15 protein-coding genes are annotated in these 16054 nt (G+C 55.9%); 8 read left to right on the top strand and 7 right to left on the bottom strand.

The window, feature by feature from the left end; translation table 11 throughout:
- The first annotated feature begins 14 nt into the window (after window positions 1-14).
- The 6 genes from Q0915_RS13575 to Q0915_RS13550 all read left to right on the top strand — a co-directional run bounded on the left by Q0915_RS13575 (window position 15) and on the right by Q0915_RS13550 (window position 7570).
- Window positions 15-1901, top strand: a complete 1887-nt coding sequence (locus tag Q0915_RS13575) for an ABC transporter ATP-binding protein (protein ID WP_299472060.1) — start codon at window positions 15-17, stop codon at window positions 1899-1901.
- Window positions 1902-1906: 5 nt separating this feature from the next.
- The gene (locus tag Q0915_RS13570) at window positions 1907-3784 is read left to right on the top strand and encodes an ABC transporter substrate-binding protein (protein WP_299472330.1); all 1878 of its coding nucleotides are present in this window, start codon (window positions 1907-1909) and stop codon (window positions 3782-3784) included.
- A 323-nt stretch (window positions 3785-4107) separates the two neighbouring features.
- Window positions 4108-5133 (top strand): ABC transporter permease, encoded by a 1026-nt coding sequence (locus Q0915_RS13565; RefSeq protein WP_299472059.1) that lies wholly within the window; start codon window positions 4108-4110, stop codon window positions 5131-5133.
- Complete coding sequence (locus Q0915_RS13560; RefSeq protein ID WP_299472058.1) at window positions 5130-6311, top strand: ABC transporter permease; 1182 nt, start codon at window positions 5130-5132, stop codon at window positions 6309-6311. Before Q0915_RS13565 ends, Q0915_RS13560 begins: the two co-directional genes overlap by 4 nt.
- Before the next feature lie 65 nt (window positions 6312-6376).
- Window positions 6377-6967, top strand: a complete 591-nt coding sequence (locus Q0915_RS13555) for a class I SAM-dependent methyltransferase (RefSeq protein WP_299472057.1) — start codon at window positions 6377-6379, stop codon at window positions 6965-6967.
- Window positions 6968-7048: 81 nt separating this feature from the next.
- Entirely contained in the window at window positions 7049-7570 is a 522-nt protein-coding gene (locus Q0915_RS13550) for a hypothetical protein (RefSeq protein ID WP_299472056.1), read from the top strand.
- Window positions 7571-7958: 388 nt separating this feature from the next.
- On the opposite strand, the gene Q0915_RS13545 is transcribed toward Q0915_RS13550, so the two are convergent.
- The 3 genes from Q0915_RS13545 to Q0915_RS13535 all read right to left on the bottom strand — a co-directional run bounded on the left by Q0915_RS13545 (window position 7959) and on the right by Q0915_RS13535 (window position 11222).
- Window positions 7959-8588 carry a DUF4291 domain-containing protein gene (locus Q0915_RS13545; RefSeq protein WP_299472055.1) on the bottom strand — a complete coding sequence of 210 codons (630 nt, stop codon included), beginning with the start codon at window positions 8586-8588 and terminating at the stop codon, window positions 7959-7961.
- 263 nt (window positions 8589-8851) lie between these two features.
- Complete coding sequence (locus Q0915_RS13540; protein ID WP_299472054.1) at window positions 8852-10648, bottom strand: vanadium-dependent haloperoxidase; 1797 nt, start codon at window positions 10646-10648, stop codon at window positions 8852-8854.
- Window positions 10649-10934: 286 nt separating this feature from the next.
- Window positions 10935-11222 (bottom strand): DUF1330 domain-containing protein, encoded by a 288-nt coding sequence (locus Q0915_RS13535; RefSeq protein WP_299472053.1) that lies wholly within the window; start codon window positions 11220-11222, stop codon window positions 10935-10937.
- Window positions 11223-11369: 147 nt separating this feature from the next.
- Between Q0915_RS13535 and Q0915_RS13530 the strand changes: the two genes are divergently transcribed.
- Window positions 11370-12260 (top strand): LysR family transcriptional regulator, encoded by an 891-nt coding sequence (locus tag Q0915_RS13530; protein ID WP_299472052.1) that lies wholly within the window; start codon window positions 11370-11372, stop codon window positions 12258-12260.
- Between the two features lie 11 nt (window positions 12261-12271).
- On the opposite strand, the gene Q0915_RS13525 is transcribed toward Q0915_RS13530, so the two are convergent.
- The 4 genes from Q0915_RS13525 to nthA are packed head-to-tail and all read right to left on the bottom strand — an operon-like array spanning window position 12272 to window position 14357.
- Entirely contained in the window at window positions 12272-12724 is a 453-nt protein-coding gene (locus tag Q0915_RS13525) for an isoprenylcysteine carboxylmethyltransferase family protein (protein WP_299472051.1), read from the bottom strand.
- Between the two features lie 10 nt (window positions 12725-12734).
- Window positions 12735-13088 carry a nitrile hydratase accessory protein gene (locus Q0915_RS13520; RefSeq protein ID WP_299472050.1) on the bottom strand — a complete coding sequence of 118 codons (354 nt, stop codon included), beginning with the start codon at window positions 13086-13088 and terminating at the stop codon, window positions 12735-12737.
- Window positions 13075-13734 (bottom strand): nitrile hydratase subunit beta, encoded by a 660-nt coding sequence (gene nthB / locus Q0915_RS13515; protein WP_299472049.1) that lies wholly within the window; start codon window positions 13732-13734, stop codon window positions 13075-13077. The genes Q0915_RS13520 and nthB overlap by 14 nt, the downstream gene beginning before the upstream one ends.
- Entirely contained in the window at window positions 13731-14357 is a 627-nt protein-coding gene (nthA, locus tag Q0915_RS13510) for a nitrile hydratase subunit alpha (RefSeq protein ID WP_299472048.1), read from the bottom strand. The genes nthB and nthA overlap by 4 nt, the downstream gene beginning before the upstream one ends.
- A 156-nt stretch (window positions 14358-14513) precedes the next feature.
- On the opposite strand from nthA, the gene Q0915_RS13505 reads away from it, so the two are divergent.
- The gene (locus Q0915_RS13505; protein WP_299472047.1) at window positions 14514-15029 is read left to right on the top strand and encodes a peptide-methionine (S)-S-oxide reductase; all 516 of its coding nucleotides are present in this window, start codon (window positions 14514-14516) and stop codon (window positions 15027-15029) included.
- The last annotated feature ends 1025 nt before the right edge of the window (window positions 15030-16054 follow it).

The raw sequence follows: 16054 nt of genomic DNA, 5'->3' as shown, positions 1-16054 counted from the left end.
GGAGGAAATACGCGGTGAATGTTCTCTCGATCGAGGGACTGACGGTTGATTTTAATACGGCGGAAGGCCGTGTGCGCGCCGTTGACGACGTTTCCTTTGTCGTTCCTGAGAATCGGACGGTTGCGCTGGTCGGCGAATCCGGTTCCGGAAAGACCGTTATTTCCCAAACGATCATGGGACTTTTGCCCCAGGCCGCTAGCATCTCGTCAGGAAAAGTGATCCTGGCTGACCCGACGGGCGCCGAACCGCCGGTGGATATTGCGGCGCTGGAGCGGAAAGGGCCGCAGATGCGGCACCTGCGCGGCAACCGCGTTGCGATTATTTTTCAAGAGCCCATGACATCGCTTTCGCCGCTGCACACGATCGGCGACCAGATCGGCGAAGCAGCGCTGCTTCACCGCGATGTTTCAGGCGCTGAAGCGCGGGAGTTGACGCAGGAAATGCTGCGTCTGGTACAGTTTCCCGATCCCCAGCGCGCACTCGATACCTATCCTTTTGAACTGTCCGGCGGACTTCGCCAGCGCGCAATGATTGCCATGGCGATGATCTGCCATCCGGCGCTCCTGATTGCCGACGAGCCGACAACGGCGCTCGACGTCACGATCCAGGCGGAAATCCTGAAACTCATTCGCGAGGTTCAGTCCGAGCTTCGCATGTCGGTGTTGATGATTACGCATGATTTTGGCGTCGTGGCCAATATGGCGGACGAGATCGCCGTGATTTATCATGGCCGGATCATGGAAAAGGGCACGGCCAAGCAACTCTTTTCCAATCCCCAGCATGACTATCTGAAAGCACTGCTGAACGCCGTTCCGAGTTTTCACATGGACAAGGATGACCGCCTCGTTCCAATTCGGCCGATTGAGCTGAAGTCGGAAGACCTGACAAAGAACCGGCCCCATTGCGACGTTGCCCCGGGCGAGCCCTTGGTCGAAATGCGCAATGTCACCAAAAGGTTTTCGCTGCGCAAGGGATCGTTGCTCAGTTCGCGGACAAAGACCATGACCGCGCTGGACAACATTAGCCTGACGATCAGGCGCGGCGAATGCCTTGGTCTTGTTGGCGAATCCGGGTCCGGCAAGACAACCGCTGCAAAGGCCATCCTCCGTGCACTCGATCTGGAAGGTGGCGAGGTTCTCTATAACCGCGGCAAGGGTCTGGAAAATATCGCCGATCTGAAGGGCGCTGACCTGATGGACTACCGGCGGCGGGTGCAGCTCATTTTCCAGGACCCGTTTTCTTCGCTCAATCCTCGCATGACAATCAACGATACGCTCCTTGAACCCTTCGACGTTCATGGGATCGGAACCCAGCAGGAGCGGTCTGAACGTGTGCGAAATCTCATGGATCTCGTCGGATTGGACCCGAGGTTCCTGCGCCGTTACCCGCATTCTTTCTCCGGCGGTCAGCGGCAGCGTATCGGCATTGCGCGGGCGCTTGCGCTCAATCCCGAATTCATATTGTGCGATGAACCGACGTCGGCGCTCGATGTTTCGGTGCAGGCGCAGATCCTCAATCTGCTTCAGGATCTGAAGCGTGACTTGAATCTCACCTATCTGTTCGTGAGCCACAACCTGGCAGTGGTAGACTATGTAGCGGACCGTATCGCAGTGATGTGCCGCGGACGCATGGTTGAACTGGGAGAGACACGAACAGTCGTTGGCAATCCGCTCCATCCGTATACCAAGGCGTTGTTGTCCGCCGTTCCGGAACCGGACCTGTCAGCGCCTTTGGACTTTGCAGTGCTGGATGCCAACAGAGCCAGCGAACCGGACATCTGGCCGGAGCCGTTTCGAATAACCGACGGCGTTGAACCGCTGATGGTAGAAATGGAACCAGATCATTTTGTTTGCGCACCCGGACTAAAGAATTCCGGGGCACAAGAGGGGACTGCAGCATGAAGTTAATGGACTGGAAGAGGACGGGGCTGTTTGTTACAGCGGCCTTGATCGTGTCGCCGCTGGCGGCACTGGAACTGAAGGAGACGCCCGGACTGGATGCGTCGCTTCCACCTGTCGCCGAGCGCGTGCCTGCCGAACCGCTTGTCGTCGACATGGAAGCAAAGGGACGCACGGTCGGCACGCAAGGTGGTTCGCTTGACACGCTGATCGGCCGCGCAAAAGATGTTCGCCTGATCAACGTATGGGGCTATGCCCGTCTGGTGGGATACAACGATAAACTCGAATTGGTTCCCGATATTCTGGCCAATGTCGAGGTTGAAGATGGCCGGATATTCACACTGCACACGCGTGAAGGCCACAAATGGTCCGACGGAGATCCATTCGACGCCGAAGATATCCGCTACTACTTCGAAGACATTGTCAGCAATGAAAACCTGACGCCGTCCGGCTTGCCACCCTTTCTTGTCGTAAATGGTAAAGGGCCGAAATTCGAAGTTATCGACGACACGACTGTCCGTTTCACGTGGGATGACCCGAACCCGCTTTTCCTGCCGGAGCTGGCAAAGTCCAGGCCACCGTTCATCTACCGGCCCTCGCATTACCTGAGGCAGTTTCATGAGAATTACGGTGATCCGGATTTCATTTCCAAGGAAGCTGAGAAGGTAAAGGCGCGCAGCTGGGCACCGCTGCACAACAAGAAAGACGACATGTACAACGCCCGCAATGTTGAATTGCCGACATTGCAGCCCTGGGTCCGCAAGAGGGACGACAGCGACCTGCGCTTCGTTCTGGAGCGAAATCCCTTCTATCACCGTGTCGACAGCACGGGCCAGCAGCTGCCCTACATTGACCAAGTCATCATGACGGTCGCCGACGGCAAGCTTATTCCGGCGAAATCGCAAGCCGGTGAAAGCAATCTTCAGGCGCGCAACCTGAGTTTCTCGGACATTACTGTTCTGAAGAAAGGCGAGAAGCAGAACGACTACGTGACGGCGCTTTGGTCCAATGCGAAGGGCTCGGAGATCGCGATCAAGCCGAACCTGACAGTGAAGGATCCGGTCTGGCGCGAGCTCCTGCGCGACTCGCGTTTCCGGCACGCGCTGTCGCTCGGTATTGACCGCGTTCTGCTCAATCGTGTGCTGTTCTTCGGTCTCGGCACGCCCGGCAACGATACCGTTCTGGCTGCAAGTCCTCTTTACAAGCCAGAATTCACCAGCAAGTGGGCAGACTACGATCCGGAAAAAGCGAATGCGCTTCTGGATGAGATCGGTCTGACTGAGCGTGACGAAGACGGTATCAGATTGCTGCCCGACGGACGTCCGCTCGAGATCATCGTCGAGACCGCCGGTGAGGCACAGGTTCAGGAAGATGCTCTCGAACTGGTCAGTGAGATGTGGGGCGAGATCGGCATCAAATTGTTCGCAAAGCCAAGCCAGCGGGACAACATGCGCGAACGCGCTATTGCGGGCGATCTTCTTATGTCGGTCTGGTGGGGCTTTGAAAACGGCATTCCCACTTCGGAAATGCCACCATCCGACTACGTTCCGGTTCGCGGAGATGAACTGTCCTGGCATTCATGGGGTGACTATTACGAAACCCAGGGCGAAGGCGGTGAAAAACCCGATTGGCCGCCCGCTGAGCGGCTGATGGAACTCTACCGGTCCTGGCTTGTGTCAAAGACACCGGAAGAGCGCACCAAGATCTGGGAGGAGATTCTTCAGATCCACGCCGAGGAAACCATCCATATCGGTCTGGTTTCAGGTGTCCGCCAGCCCGTCGTCATCAAGGACGTCAAGAATGTTCCGCTTGAGGGCATTTATGGCTGGGATCCGGGTGCTCATTTTGGCATTCATCGAATGGATGAGTTCTATTTGAGCGAGTAGACCGGCTTGCAGAATTTCGCAAAGACGTGCGGCAAATCGAATAGTGTCTTGTCCGGGCACATATCGGTTTGCCGCACGAACGTTTACCGGGACTTGTTGATTTGCCAGAACACGGCATGACGTGGTGAGCTTGCGGAAAATCGGGGTCGTGTTATTCGATTGGATTGCGTCGCGGGCGCAACCGGAATGGGGTTTAATGGGGACGGGCGACCGGGTGAATGTGCCGGATAAGTCGCGGAGCTCCAATAGGTTGGCATTTGAAGGTGCGCGTGCGATGCGCTTTTGAGTGTTGCGGCGGTCGCGTCGGGGTGAGGGGAGTATAGGTGCTCTATTATATTATTCGCCGGATTTTCATGATGGTCCCAACCTTGTTGGTGATCAGCCTTTTGACCTTTTTCATCATTGAGCTTCCGGCCGGAGACTATATTTCCAATCAGATCGCTGCTCTCAAATCTTCCGGAGAGCAGTCCTCGGTCGCCAAGCTTGAATTCCTGCGCAAGGAGTTCTCGCTCGACCGTCCCTTTTTCGAACGCTACCTGATCTGGATAGGCCTATGGCAGGGTCCGCACGGGTTTGATGGCCTCATTCAGGGAAACTGGGGCTGGTCCTTCGAGTTCGACAAACCGGTCGAACAGGTGGTCGGCCCGACCCTCCCGCTGACGATCGTACTCAATTTCGCGACCATTCTCTTCGTGTATGTTGTCTCGTTTCCGATCGGGATCTATTCGGCGACACGACAGTATTCCTGGGGCGACTACGGATTCACGTTTCTTGGATATATCGGGTTGGCGACCCCGAACTTCCTTCTTGCACTGATCCTGCTTTACTTTTTCAATCAATGGTTTGGCCTGTCAGTCGGCGGTCTGATGGCACCTGAATACATCGATCAGCCTTGGAGCTTTGACAAGGCGATGTCGGTTCTTGCCCATCTGATCGTTCCAACGATCGTTATCGGGACTTCCGGCACAGCAGCGATGATCCGCCGGCTTCGAGCCAATTTGCTGGATGAACTGCACAAGCAATACGTCACCACAGGCCGCGCGAAGGGTTTGAAGGAAAACCAACTGCTGATCAAGTATCCGCTGCGCATGGCAATCAACCCATTCATCGCCGACATCGGTAACCTGATCCCGTCAATGGTGTCGGGCTCGGTCATTGTTTCGGTGGTCATGAGCCTGCCGACTGTCGGACCGATCCTGCTCTCGGCGCTGCAGTCGCAGGATCAGTTTCTTTCAGGCTTTATCCTGCTGTTTGTTGCGGTGCTGACGCTGATCGGCATGCTGATTTCGGACCTGCTGCTGGCTGTTCTCGATCCACGCATACGTCTCGGTGGGAGGGCATCGTCATGAGCATGGACATGAAAGACGGCACGCCCGCTCGTGAAGTTGAACACTACGTCGACCCGACGCCTTTCAATCCTGCTGTCACGGAGGAAATGACGGAAGAACAGGAGCGGTTTTACCAGGCATCCCAGTGGCAGATCATGTGGTGGAAGTTCAAGCGCCACAAGATTGCTGTTTGGTCCGGTGTCGTGTTGATCCTGTTTTACCTGTGCGTCCCCTTTGCCGAGGTGATAGCACCCTACGGCCCCAATTCGCGCGACAGCCTGCATCTGTTTGCGCCGCCTCAGTCGGTGCATCTCTTTCACGAAGGCTCGTTTGTCGGACCCTTCGTCTATGGCATGACGTCGGAGATCGACATGGAGACCCTGCAATGGGTGTTCACGGAAAATACCGATGACGTCCAGCCGATCCGCTTTTTCTGCCGCGGAGACTCCTACGAGTTCTGGGGTCTGTTTGATGCCGACTTCCACCTGTTCTGCGCGGCCGAAGGTGGTACGCTGTTCCTGATCGGAACGGACCGGCTTGGCCGTGACCAGTTCTCCGGTCTGGTCTACGGGGCGCGTCTGTCGCTCACCGTCGGTCTCGTCGGTGTCACGATCTCGATCGTTCTCGGCCTCTTCTTCGGCGGTGTTGCGGGTTATTTTGGCGGCATCCTGGACAGCATTATCCAGCGCATGATTGAAATCATTCGCTCAATGCCCGAACTCCCGCTCTGGATGGCGCTTTCTGCGGCCTTGCCGGTCACCTGGAGTCCGATTTGGATTTATTTCGGACTGACCATCATTCTCGGCTTGCTGGACTGGCCGGGGCTGGCACGCGCGGTCCGATCAAAACTCCTGTCCCTGCGCGAAGAAGAATATGCCAAGGCGGCCGTCTTAATGGGTGCCAAGCCGAAACGCGTCATCACCAGGCACCTGCTGCCAGGTTTCACCAGTCACATCATTGCCTCGGCAACCCTGTCGATTCCGGCCATGATCCTGGGGGAAACGGCGCTCTCCTTCCTGAACCTTGGTCTGCGACGACCGGCGGTGTCCTGGGGCGTTCTTCTGAATGAAGCCCAGAACATTTCCGTCGTCACCGTTTACCCCTGGCTGATGGCGCCGGTGATCCCGATCATAATCGTGGTACTGGCGTTCAATTTCCTTGGCGACGGTTTGCGCGACGCGGCAGATCCCTATAAGTGAAGCTCTTGAAATTCGATTTGATCCGGCGGGCCGCTTCGGCCCGCCTTTGCTGTCAGGAAGCCGTCATGTCAAAGAACGCCACCACTGCCGAAGGCTGGGATGAGGAATACGAAGCCGGGCGCTGGGCCTTTCTGCGCTCACTTCCCGAAAGTGGCCGCTACGGCATCATCGGTATGTGGCTGTCGCTGACCGGCTCCATGGATGAGGTCCTCGATATCGGCTGCGGCGAAGGGTTGCTCTATGAGCGGCTTAAACCGATGGGCATCAAGCGCTATGTCGGCATGGATCTGTCACCCGCTTCGCTTGAAATTGCCAATGTCGACCCGGCCATCGCTTCACTGCGCGCCGGCGATATGCACACGTTCGAGCCGCAGAACGGCGAAACATTCTCTGCCATCGTGTTCAACGAAGTGCTGCACTTCGCCGACGATCCGTCCGCCGTCGTCAGCCGCTACGTGCCCTTCCTGAAGAAGGATGGGGTTATCGCATTGTCCATGTACTCCCCGAAGCGGCCTGAGTCCGGCGCCAACAAGCTGATCAACAGCCTCTGGGCGGCAACCGACGACGAAGTGAAATGGGAAGTCCTGGACGATTACCGTCTCGTTTCGGACAAGAAAGGCGTCACCTGGCGCATGCGGCTTGTGAAGCCGCTCTGACCTGCCCTCTTTTCGTACAGTGTCCAAAATCCGCTCCATTCGAGGAAGAGACTTCACCATCGAAAAACATGGGCAGGTTGAATGATACGTTTGCTTCTGGGAAGCTTGTGCGCCTTGATGTCGCTCCCAGCGCTGGCATGCGACAGAATAGACCCTCCAGGGCCGAAGCAAATATTCGCTGACGCGACTTTTATTGCTCGAGCGCGGGTTGAGCGGGCGGACTACCTTGGGACAAAAGACGATCTGAAGCAGGATCAGATTGCAACTTTGCCAGAGACACAGAAAGCTGCCGAACCGGAAGGAATTTCCAGAGTTTTCTTTCGACCAATAGAAGTGTTGAAGGGAAAACAGTTCGCGAATAAGCCGTTGGCTTACTTTCCCGGTATGGCAACTTGCGGTGTGATGATTATTCCCGGTTTTGAGTATTTGATTGTCGCCAATGCAATTCAAGAGACTGATTTATTGGTGGAGTTTCAATTTGCAAACCTGGACAAGATGGCAGGATTTGTGACCCTTGATACTCAGCTTCTCCTCCATGAAGACAATGCCTATCAACGATTGAAACTGTTTCGGGAACTCTCGGTGAACGCCGAAGGCAACTAGTTGGTTCGAAAGATATTTTTAGATAATGAACCACAAGCGGCGCCAACAAGCTGATCAACAGCCTCTGGGCGGCAACCGACGACGAAACGAAATGGGAAGTCCTGGACGATTACCGTCTCGTTTCGGACAAGAAAGGCGTCACCTGGCGCATGCGGCTTGTGAAGCCTCATAATTAGGTATCTTTGACATCTAACTAGCCAAAGCAAACGATTTGTCATCCCGGCCAAGCGCAGCGCGAGCCGGGAACCAGTATTCCGTGCGTTGATTTTTTTTCCTTCAGCCGGGATCGCGGGGCACTGGATCCCTGCCTTCGTAGGGATGACAAATGCGAGGAACTGTTTATTCAACAGCTCATTCCTGGTGTGTTTTTTGTTTTAGTACCTAAAAATCAGGCCTTGGTAAGCCCAATTCTCAAGGCTAGACCACTTGGAATTTGAAAACTTTCTTCGCGTGGCAGCAGTGCACGCGCAGCATCGAGATTTTTTGCGTCGACGTCCGCTTTGATCTGCCTTGCCAGTTCGGTGATGTCGGTAATGCTATCGATCCAGTCTCGGCAATAGCGTTCAACAGCCTCGCCACTAAGCCCGATCTGAATGGATCGATAGTCCAGTCTGTTCAAATAAATATCACGTTCAGGGTCCCACTGAATCCTGACTGGGGAGTGTTCCTTCACGGTCTGCCAGTCTTCAGCTGCTTGCGTGCCGCCATGATGGCTGCTTAAGCAGCTATTCTGCAAGGCCCATTGGAAGCCTTCTCTGGTGATATCAATGGCCAGAATTCTTTTCTGATTCTTGTCTTTGTAGCTCCACCCAGCTCTATACATCATCCATAGAAAGGACGGCTTTATCCAGGTCATTCGTGTTAACTTAAAGGGCGGAGAAACGAATGTGTGATGCTTAACGGCAGAGTTTGCAATTTCGTCCGAATAGGCCTGATAAACGCGTATCGTCTTCTCGTCGTGGACGGCTCTGATTTCTTTTTCGGGATGTTTGCACCCCTTTTCTTCACTGATAGTCAAGTTTCTTTCTTTGTCTTTGATTTGTTGTTTTCGAGGGTCGCATTGCCTCTTGTTCGTCAGTGAACACCCTCATGCTTTAAACGTCCTTGATAACACCAACAATCCAGTCGCCGCCAATCGCTGCGGTCGCGCCACCTTAAGCGAAGCGTTCACAATATAAAGGGGCAGCTTACACACTTTTTTGCAACGCCCACCGCGTTCGCGCCGCCGGCAAACCAGACGACGCGAAGCGGCAGGAAGCTGTGCCGCTCCGCTGGTTATGCCTAGCGGGCTCCGATCCGCACCACGTCGCCGTCGAACGTTGGAACGCTCATGACGAACGGGTCGGTGGAGTAGCAAAGGGCTTGCTCCTCAAGCATCCGGATGGCGATTTCCTCGCCCATGCGCAGGCTGTCGTAATAGTCGGAGAAGTAGTGCACACCGCCCATATTGCGCCCGATCGAGATGTTGGCGGCGAGTTTGTTGAGTTCGCCCTCGAGGGTGAGGAAACTCTTCTGGTTTTTGGATTCGACCAGCTGATTGCCGCTTGCGTCCTTGGGTACAAAGGCAACAGGCATGTCATCGGCTGACAAGGTATGCTTGCCCGTCTTGGCGTCTTTCTTCAGGGGGCGGCGAAACGCGATTTCATTGTCTGCCTTGCCGTCACCGTTTTTCTGCTTGCGATGGACCAGAACGGCAGAGGTATCGAAATACGCTTTGAGAACGGTCACGCAGGCTCCGGCAACAGTCGCATGGCCAGCACCATAGGCCGGGTGCATTGGCGAGCCTTCCTGAAAGGCCATAGGCAGCAATGCGCTTCCACTCGCATTTCCGCTTCTGATCGCTTTCACGGTATCGATAATGCTGTGCTCCAGGCCCCGGAATACCTTTTCACCGTAGAAATAACCATTGTCTATGTCGGCGGCTTTTTCGATCCGCGCAGCCAGGGCTTCAGGGCGCAGGCGAATATGGTTGTTGAATTTCTGGAACCGGACCGCCTTCAGAGCCCGGGTCGCAACTTCAGTGACCAGCGTTAGAATGTGTGGGCCGCCGTAAAGTGCAAAGCCACCGGCTTCCCAATTCGCGCCTTTTGCCTGCTGGCCGTGTCCTGAAAGAGCGTCGAAAGCCGGGTCGAAGGAAGCACGCATTCCGAGCAGGATCAGACAGGCATTGAGGTAAGCTTGATAAAGCGCATCGTCGTGCACATAAGTGGCAAGGTCGCGCGGCGTAGCGATAAATTTCCAACCTTTGCCCGCGGGGAACAACACGCTGTTGTTACGCGTGTCGGCACCGTTCTGGACCGTGAGCCAGTCATTCCACTCCGTCATGAAATCGCCGGTTGGTCCTGTTTGGGCAGCTGGAACCTTCTGGCTGATCTTTTGCGGACCGTACGTGATCTCACCGTTCTTGACTTCGGCTGGTTTGCCCGGGGAATGATTGCCGATCAGCATGAATTGCGAAAGGTAGGGGCCATTTTCCACGCCTGGTGAAGAACCGCGAAATGCCTGCTGCGGTGTGATGTGCTTGCCGCCATGTTTCCTCGGGCGTCCCGAAAAACCGTCGGCCGTATATTGAAGTGCGTTCAGTCGATCCAGGCTTTTATCAACGTCCGTTGCATTCGCTCCGGTTTTGCGCTTGCCTTCAAAGTCCGTCAAGGCTTGGTCGCGCAGAAGCGCCAGCTCATATACTTCGGCCATCTCGTAAGCGAGTTCGTCCGAACCGAGCGGTGGGGCCGGCGGCATCGTTACGGCCTGGGCGTCCGGTCCTTCCAGATCGCCGACGACACCGGCCGTCGGTGCTTCCCACTGCCGCTCTTTCTGCTTTGCCGGTGGCACGGACCCATCCTGAAACGCGGCGATTTCGCCCTTGTCAATCGCGGTTCTGAAGGCTTCGAAATGTTCGGGCTGTTCTACAAGGCCGGTGTTGCAGTCGTGTTCCAGACCTTTAGTGAAGGACATGGCGTAGTTGGCGGTGGCAAACTTCTGTTCATCACCGTTGGCTTTGTGGGAGGGATGTTCGTGTGCTCTTGCCCGTTCGGCGGCAGCTACACGCATGTTATGGGACCACTGGCGTCTGTCCATATCAATTCTCCAAAAAAATCAGCTATCAAAATGCATGCTTCATTCAAAAATATTCCGTGAAGCACGGTGTAAGTTTAAGTTGAGCGTTTCAAAATCGTACAATCAGTAATTCTTATTGGCTCAATTAGGAATACTTATTTATCAACCTTTTCAACCGATGCCTCCTGTACGTTATTGTTAAAAATAACAATAAGAAACTTGAAAATGAATGAGGCGCACAAGGCTCCTTGAGCCTGGTACGCCATCATTTGAGGATTTTTGGTCAGGAGTTTCGATTGGCCGGAGGTTAGCCCGGCAACACGACAATCGTCGATTTACCTCCCTTGTTTCTGAGTGCATGAATGTCTGCAAGATCCGGGTCTTCGCGCCAGGCCTTTGCAGCATCGACACTCGGAAACGACAGAAGGGCGGCAATGTTCGGCGTATCGCCTGCTGCTTCGAGAACTGTGACTTCCGGGTCGGCCGCCACGACGCTGCCGCCATGCTTGGCAAGAGCCTCCGCGGCTTTTTCTCGATAAGCGCCAAGCGTCTCTTTGTCAGTGACTGTTATCATGGCAAGTGCTTGTACGGGCATGGGTCGTCTCCTTGCGTTTGAGATGTTCGCACGCTAACCCGAGAGGTGGCTGCGAAAAAATGTTCAATTTTAGAACATGGGTGTGCAAAAATGCACCAACGGAAAAAGATATTGGATTCTTTTGGTTTAGCTGCGATTGATATCTGAATGGAGAACTGGGACGATCTGAAATTCGTGCTGGCTATCGCGAATGCCGGTAACGTCACGAAGGCAGCAAAAGGGCTTGGTGTCACGCACTCTACCGTGTCGCGCCGTCTCGCCGCACTCGAAGAGCGGATGGCGACGCGGCTTTTCGAACGCCTGCCGGAAGGCTTTGTGCCGACTGCCGCCGGTGCAGAAGCCGTTGCTGCCGCAAAGCGCATGGAGGCCGAAGTGTTGGCCCTCGACACGCGCATCACCGCTCAGGATGCCGAACTGGAGGGCCCGCTGCGGATAACGGCAGCTCAGCTGCTGTTCCAGGTACAACTTGCCGAGATCATGCAGCAATTCGCCGAGCGCCATCCCCGGATAGAATTGCAGATGATCGCGGCCAACGAGAAGCTCAGTCTGCACCGCCGCGAGGCGGATATCGCGGTCAGGGTGACGGACAATCCCGGTGAAACGCTGTTCGGCCGTCTGGCAACCGGCCAGAACCGTTGTTACTACATGTCCCGAGATTTTGCCCGCAAACACCGCGACATTCTGGAGACCAGCCACGCCAGTGCACCGCTGCCCTGCGTGACCTTCAAATGGTGGGGGCAGGGTGTTCCCAAGGACATCCGCTCACGCTATCCATCGGCGTTCATTAGCCTGGTTGCGGACGACATGATTGCGCTTCTGGCCGCGGTGAAAGCCGGGATGGGTGTCGGGCGTTTGCCCTGTTTCCTCGGCGATCCGGATCCTGATCTGGTCCGGATCCCGGGCATGGAGCCCTCAAGATATCTCGACATCTGGGTTCTGACTCATCCCGACCTTAAAAATGTCGCCCGCATTCGCGCTTTCCTGCGTTTTACAGCTGACGCTTTTAAGGCACGGAGCGGCCTCTATCTCGGTGCGTGAGGCACTGAACGTCATACCCAGCGGCGCACTTTTCTGAGGTAGTTTTCGTAAGGCTCGCCGAATTTCTCCCTAAGGATCTCTTCTTCCGGTTTGATCTGGAATTCCGTGAGGTAGGCTATAAAGGCGGGAATGATCAGGATTGACACGAAGCTGCTGAAATAAAGCGAGGCTGCGATCAGAAGAAAGAGGAGCCCCAGATACATGGGGTTACGGCTGATCCTGTAAATTCCATCGGTGACGAGAGCACTCGTTTCCTCCGGCGCCATCGGATTGACCGTGGTTTTCCGGCGGACAAACGTCAAAAGCGCCAGGATATCGGGCACGAGGCCGAGGAAGAACAGGATCGCCGCCAGTACGAATTGTCCGGGAAACTCGAAAGTCAGCCCCGGAAACCAGGATGCTGCAGCGAATGTGAACACCACGGCAACAACCAGGATAAGGGGCGGGGGGACCTTGAGCTTCATCTGAAGGCGCTCATCTTTTCAACTCGATGGGCTGTCCGTGGGGCGTCGCACGCGCTGCCTCGTCCCACGCCTCTTTCAGGCCTGCCAGCTGGTCGGCACCGGCAACGCCCTTTTCCTTCAGGATCTTCTCAAATGCGCTGAGCCAGTGGTCGTAATAGCTGAGCGAGACATTTCGGCCATCCCCGTCTTTCGCAAGTTCCGCTCCCAGCTGGTCTGCCCATTCCCGCCATTCGAAAACACCGGCTTCGTGTGCCTGAACTGTCATGGCGAAAACGCGTGCTTCCCATGGGGCTGAGAATACCGGCTCGCCGTCCTGGTCAAGCGGCAGTCTGGGCATTGACGTGACGGCGTCAGGCAAGGTCAAGATACGGCTCCCAAAGATCGAGACGAACGGTCAATTTGGGATCGCTGTCATCGCCCCAAATATCTGTTCCCTTGAAGACGACCCCATAGAGCCAGGTCGGTTGCTCGCCCAGCTTTCGTGAATTCGTGTCCGGAAAGACATGAACACCGTGAACGGTTTCAATTGTGCCCGGCGTGTCGCGGGCATAGCGGGGAAGACGCGTATGATGTTCAGGGTTCATGCGTTTTGTGCGGATCCTGTCGCCCACCTTGAAGCGGGCAGGCTGCTGCTGCGGTCGGTCGACTGGGCCGCCCTTTGCGAGAATACCGGCGACTTCATCCGCTTTCACGACCCGGTTCAGTGGTTTTGCAGGCGTAACAGATACACCGGTCCGCAGCTCCTCCTCACTTACAAGACCATGATTAACAAGCAGGTTTTCAAGTCCGAGCGTCCAGATCTTGTAATAGCTGGAGGAGAGGTAGACTGGAGGTGGCAGCGACTCACGCGCGAAACGGGATGTGTCGATATTCCACGTTCCGGTCGCGCCCATGGCAAGTGTCAGCGCGAAGGCACGCTCTTCCCATTTGGCATGAAAGTTCGGTTCGTTTTCTTCAAGTTCGATCGGCCCGAATCCCATTTGGCCGCCAAGATCCTGCGCTCCGTTCATGCCGCGCTCTCCCGTTCCGATGGCGCGAGCGCAAGCCCGGTCCCGATCATGCTGTCGCGTGAGACAAGCGCTGCCAGCTGAGCTTCATCCCACCCCTCGGTTCCTGCGGGTCTTTGTGGCACGACCAGGTAGCGGACTTCAGCAGTGGAGTCCCAGACCTTGATTTCGGTCTCGTCAGACAGCGTCACCCCGAATTCTGAAAGGACACCGCGTGGGTCGCGCACCGCGCGCGAGCGGTAGGGTGCGGATTTGTACCAGACAGGCGGCAGGCCGAGAACGGTCCATGGATAGCAAGAGCAAAGTGTGCAAACGACCATGTTATGGGTGCCGGGTGTATTTTCCACCGCAACCATATGCTCGCCCTGCCGCCCGACGAAACCGAGTTCGGCGATCGCAGCCGTTGCATCGCTCATCAGCCGCGCATGGTATTCGGGATCGGTCCAGGCCTTTGCCACCACCATGGCACCGTTTTTGGGTCCGACCTTTGTTTCGTAGGTCTCAATCAGTGCGTCCAGCGCGGGAGGATCTATATATCCTTTGTCGGTCAACAGTGTTTCGAGTGCCCGTACGCGCAATTCGACGTCTGACAACTCTGAATGATCGTGATCATGGTCGTGGGACATGGGGGCTCCATTGGAGGCGGGTGGGAACGATCCTAGTGCGCAGACGTTTTTACGCCAAGAGACAAGGTACTGAAATTTGAGTGAATCTGCTCTGGGGGAATCTTCGAGACGGCATTTTGCCACAACGGCAATCTTTGGCAGAGTGGAAAAGAACGAATGACTTTGGAGGCAGAGGTGAAGATCGGGCTGGGCGGCGGATGCCACTGGTGTACGGAAGCCGTTTTTCAGGCAATTGCCGGCGTTTCGAGAGTGGAGCAGGGCTTCATTCGGTCCGACCCGCCCGACAACGGATGGTCGGAAGCCGTGCTTGTGACATTCGATCCGGTTGCCATACCGCTCGAAGGCCTGATCGAGATCCATCTGCGCACCCATTCCAGCACATCTCATCACAAGATGCGCGGCAAGTACCGGTCCGCCGTCTATGTCTACGATGCGGGAACAGGGGTTAAGGCCGGCCGGATTTTGCGCACGTTGCAGCGGGAATTCGATGATCCGCTTGTTACCAAGGTGCTAACGCTCGCTGACTTCAAATCTTCGGACAAACGTTTCCGCAACTACTACGCCTCCGGTCCCGACCGGCCGTTCTGCAAGACCTACATCGATCCGAAACTGGCGCTATTGCGAAAGCAATATGCCAGTGCGTTGCGGGAGAATGTCTCGGCGGCGGAGTAACCTTTCGCCTGTTGCTGATGAGTTTCCGCCAGCCGCTTTCTGGATCCTGACGACTGTCTGGAAGTCGCCGTGCTTCGACCCCGTGCCTGGAACCGGCAGTCGGCGGCATACCGGGTCCCGGCTCGCGCTGCGCTTGGCCGGGATGACAACCGGTGTAAAACCGCTTCTAATCTGCGGCCGTAGTGTTCTCGCTTGTCATTCCTGCGAAGGCAGGAACCCAGTAACCACAACCCCTTCGTTGTGTCGAACGCTCCCAAGGTAGGGCTTCCTGCTGGTGTTTCCTTAGCCGAGGTACGAACGCTTGCTTCGGCCAAAACAAGCGCCTGTTGCTGATGTGTTTCCGCCAGCCGCCTTCTGGATCCGGACAACTGTCTGGAAGTCGCCAAGCTTCGACCCTGTGCCGGGAACCGGCAGCCCGCGGCATACTGGGTCCCGGCTCGCGCTGCGCTTGGCCAGGATGATAATCGGTGTAAAACGGCTTCTAATCTGAGGCCGCTGTGTTCTCACTTGTCATTCCTGCGAAGGCAGGAACCCAGTAAACACAGCCCCTTCGATGTGTCGAAGGCCCCAAGGTAAGGCTTCCTGCCGGTTTCTCTGTACTTGAGGTGCGAGCGCTTGCGTTGGCCAAAACCAGCGCCGGTTGCTCACATGTTTCCACCAGCCGCCTTCTGGATCAGGATGACAGTCTGGAATTCGCCGTGCTTCGACCCGGTGCCTGGAACCGGCAGTCGGCGCCATACTGGGTCCCGGCTCGCGCTGCGCTTGGCCGGGATGACAATCGGTGTCAAACTGCTTCTAATCTGCGGCCGTTGTATTCTCAGTTGTCATTCCTGCGAAAGCAGGAACCCAGTAACCACAGACCCTTCGAAGTTTCGAAGACCCCTGAGGTAAGGCTTCCCGCCGGTTTTTCTGTACCTGAGGTGCGATCGCTTGCTTTGGCCAAAACCAGCGCCGATTGTTGCCTCGTCATCGCCGGTCAAGCCGTGGATGACAATCGGTGTAAGACGGCTTCTAATCTGCGGACG

This window comes from uncultured Roseibium sp., from assembly GCF_947494555.1.
In the GTDB taxonomy this organism is placed as follows: Bacteria; Pseudomonadota; Alphaproteobacteria; order Rhizobiales; family Stappiaceae; genus Roseibium.
The sequence above is the reverse complement of the archived record's forward strand: the minus strand, read 5'-3'. Positions and strand labels throughout refer to the sequence as shown.